The following is a 3,248-nucleotide window of genomic DNA, read 5'->3' on the forward strand; positions in this document are numbered from 1 at the left end:
TGGATATCTACAACGTGGAGCGGCCGCATCATGCGTTGAAATACAGAACCCCCGATGCAGTACATCGGGGGTTCTGAGTGGAGAAATGCTAGCCGAAAATGTGTAAACCTATTTCAGGACTAGACAGCCATATGAGCGCGGGCTTATTGGGTGATGGGGGCCGCGTCCGGTTTGGCGAGCAGTAGCTCGACGTCGTCGATCACCTTGAGGGCCGCCTGGGGGCCGCCGGTGGAGGTCCACAGCGAGCCGTCCACGGCGCCAAAGCGCTTGCCCTTGATGGCGTTCAGTTGCTGGAAGGCCGGGGTCTGCTCGGCCTGCTTCATGGCATCCACTGCATCGCCGCTGGCGCTCAGGGTGCCTATCACCAGCCAGTCACCGTCCAGCAGGTTGAGGGACTCGAGGCTCAGGGCCGGGGAGTGGGGGGTCTTGTCGCCGATCTGGTGGGTGGGACGGGCCAGCCCCATCTCTTCCACCACGCTGCTGGCGAAGGTGCCGCTGTGCATGTAGCTCGGGCCCTTCGGGTTCCAGCGTACTATGCTCAGGCGCTCGCCCTGATGCTTGGCAAGCTTGCTGCGGGCCTCTTGCAGGCGGGCGTCATACTGGGCGAGGAAGGCCTTGCCCTCGGCGTCCCGGTTCAGCACGTGGGCGCTGCGATTGAAGATCTCCTTCCAGGAATCACCCCAGTTGCCGGTGACCACTGTGGGGGCTATCTCTTGCAGCAGGGTCAGCAGTTCGGGTTTGGTCTGGCCGGTCAGGATGAGATCCGGCTCCAGATCGATCAGCCGCTCCAGATTGGGATTGTCCAGATCGCCGACCACGGCGATATCCTTGCCCGCCTTGTTCAGCAGGTAACGGGGCAGTGTGCTCTGGCCACGACCGTTGACCGTGCCGACCGGCTGCAACCCCAGGGTCAGGGCCGTATCCAGATCGATTTCGCTCAGCACCACCACCCGCTTGGGCTGGGTGGGCACGACCTGGGTCTTGCCATCGGCATCGGTCACCTGACGGGTCTCGGTGCTGGCCTGGGCCTGAAAACCGACCAGGCTGGCCAGCATGAGCGCGGCGGCCAGAGGGGAGGAGATCTTCATCGTTACATCCTTCTTGGTGAAATCAGCGAAAAACCGGGCCCCAAACGGGCGGACTTATGCTATCACAAATTCAAATGATAAAAGTTGTCATTTGCGTTTGTGGTGCTGGGAGGGGGTGATTTGCTACCATGACCGCTCTCGAACCAAGGACCTTTTTGATGCCAATCGCTCCCCTGGCTGCCGGATCCCGAGGCAGTTTTATCCTGCATGCCGACTGCCTGCCGCTGCCCGGTGCGGCGCATATTGCGCTGCAGCGGGTCTGCTTCGATCCCGCCGCCTTCACTCCTGCCTGCTATGAGCAAGCCGGGATCCTGCTGCCCGCCAGTTTGCAGCGCGCGGCCCCCAAGCGGCTGGGGGAGTTTCTGGCCGGTCGGTTGGCGGCCCGTGAGGCTCTGCGCCGCTTTGGGCTGGGTGATCATGTGGTGGCCATAGGATCGGCCCGCGAGCCGCGCTGGTCTGCGGGGTTTGAGGGCAGCATCAGCCACAGTCTGTTGCAGGGGCGTGGCATGGCCTTGTGTGCGGTGCGTCCGGGCCAGGCAGGGATGGGGCTGGATCTGGAAGCCTGGCTGGAGGATGAGCAGGCGTGCAATCTCTGGCCCGGCATTGTGAATGATGAGGAGTGGGGACGGCTGCAGCGCTGTCCGCTCGGGCCGGCCCAGGGGTTGACCCTGGTGTTCTCCGCCAAGGAGAGCCTGTTCAAGGCGCTCTACCCCAGGGTGGGGCGCTATTTTGACTTTCTCGATGCTCGCTGGCTGGCCATGACGGAGCAGACCCTCACCCTCGAACTAAGAAGCGCGCTGACCCCGGATCTGCCTGCCGGCTGGCACTGTACCCTGCACTGGCAAGGCTTGCCGGGTGGCGTGCTGACCACGCTGCTGCTCTAATCTATCCGGATTCTTGGTGGGCTATCATGCCCGATCCATGATGTGAGCCGCGCCTGAGGGACCTCAAAAAACCGTCAGTCTTGAAGACTGTTTTTTATGTCAGGTTTACCCTCAGGCCGTTGGGCCAGTTGTCGTCATCATTTTCTGAACATCGCAAAAGCAGGCGTGTTACTTCATGTCGCCGGGGAAACTCGGCGATGTGTTACTTACCTTCAGGCAGCATTGGGGTTCGGACGATACTCCTCCCCCTTCACTAGCACTGCCCATACGATCCGTGCCAGCTTGTTGGCCAACGCACAGGCCACCACATTCGAGTGTCGTCGTGTCATCAACTGCTGCGTCCACTGCGCCACCGCACTTTGCCATTTAGCTGCGTTCTGCATCACCACCCGAGCGCACTGCACCAGTAACCGCCGCAGCGATTTGTCCCCCCGTTTGCTGATCCCCAGCAGTTTGCTCTTACCGCCCGTGGAGTGTTGGCGCGGTACCAGCCCAAGGGACGCGGCAAAATGGCGTGCCGAGCCATAGCTCTGCGCGTTGCCTGCATCGGCAGCCAGCTGGCTTGCAGTGATGGGGCCTATGCCGGGAATGGTCATCAATCGACTGGTCAACGCATCGGCCTTGGCCTGCGCTCCAATCTGGCTATCCAGCCCGGCAATCAACTCTGCCAGGTAGCGATAGTGCTCATACTGTGCCGAGCTGGCCTGCTGTTCTGGTGTTTTGACGCCGACATAGCGCATGGAGGGACGGGAAGCCGCTTCACAGATGGCGTGTGCATCAAGGAAGTCGTTCTTGTTGCCGGTGACAAAAGGGCGAACATACTGTGGTGCGATCAATTGCACCTGATGGCCGAAACCAGCGAGTTGACGGGCTAGCCAGTGTGCGCCACAGCAGGCTTCCATCACAATGCGACAAGCGGGGTGCTGAGCGAGGTAATGAATGAGGCTAGAACGAGTGAACTGGCGTTTGAAGACGGGTTTGCCGTTGGCATCCTGTCCGACGAGATGAAAGGAGTGCTTGCCGATGTCGAGTCCAAAGAGTGCGATAGTTGCCATGATGCTCTCCTGAAGTAGAAAAGAAACAGCCCAGCAAGCGTAGCCTGCTGGGCTGTGGGTCAGGCTGACCATCACATTAAACCGGCGCCTGGGCGCTAATGCCAGTCAGTTAAGCCTGACTGGCATTGTTTTTATTGGCTTTTTTACACTGTATTTCTGTGGCCTTGGCTTCACGCAGCGGGGGTAGCTTCGTTCCCTTCGTGCCGGCAGCACAAACTGCC

Annotated in this window: 3 protein-coding genes; 1 reads left to right on the forward strand and 2 read right to left on the reverse strand. The window is 60.5% G+C overall.

The window, feature by feature from the left end; genetic code table 11:
- Positions 1–143 precede the first annotated feature (143 nt).
- Positions 144–1,088, reverse strand: coding sequence for an amonabactin ABC transporter substrate-binding protein (locus tag GWQ27_RS22135; RefSeq protein WP_275908334.1), 945 nt, complete (start codon positions 1,086–1,088; stop codon positions 144–146).
- A 158-nt stretch (positions 1,089–1,246) separates the two neighbouring features.
- Here GWQ27_RS22135 and amoD point away from each other — a divergent pair, with 158 nt between their 5' ends.
- The gene (amoD, locus tag GWQ27_RS22140) at positions 1,247–1,972 is read left to right on the forward strand and encodes an amonabactin biosynthesis phosphopantetheinyl transferase AmoD (protein ID WP_275908335.1); all 726 of its coding nucleotides are present in this window, start codon (positions 1,247–1,249) and stop codon (positions 1,970–1,972) included.
- Positions 1,973–2,184: 212 nt separating this feature from the next.
- Here amoD and GWQ27_RS22145 read toward each other — a convergent pair whose 3' ends face one another.
- On the reverse strand, positions 2,185–3,027 hold the full coding sequence (locus tag GWQ27_RS22145) for an IS110 family transposase (protein ID WP_275908336.1): 843 nt from the start codon (positions 3,025–3,027) through the stop codon (positions 2,185–2,187).
- Between the last annotated feature and the right edge of the window lie 221 nt (positions 3,028–3,248).

Source organism: Aeromonas sp. 5HA1 (assembly GCF_029237245.1).
Classification (GTDB): Bacteria; Pseudomonadota; Gammaproteobacteria; order Enterobacterales; family Aeromonadaceae; genus Aeromonas; species Aeromonas salmonicida.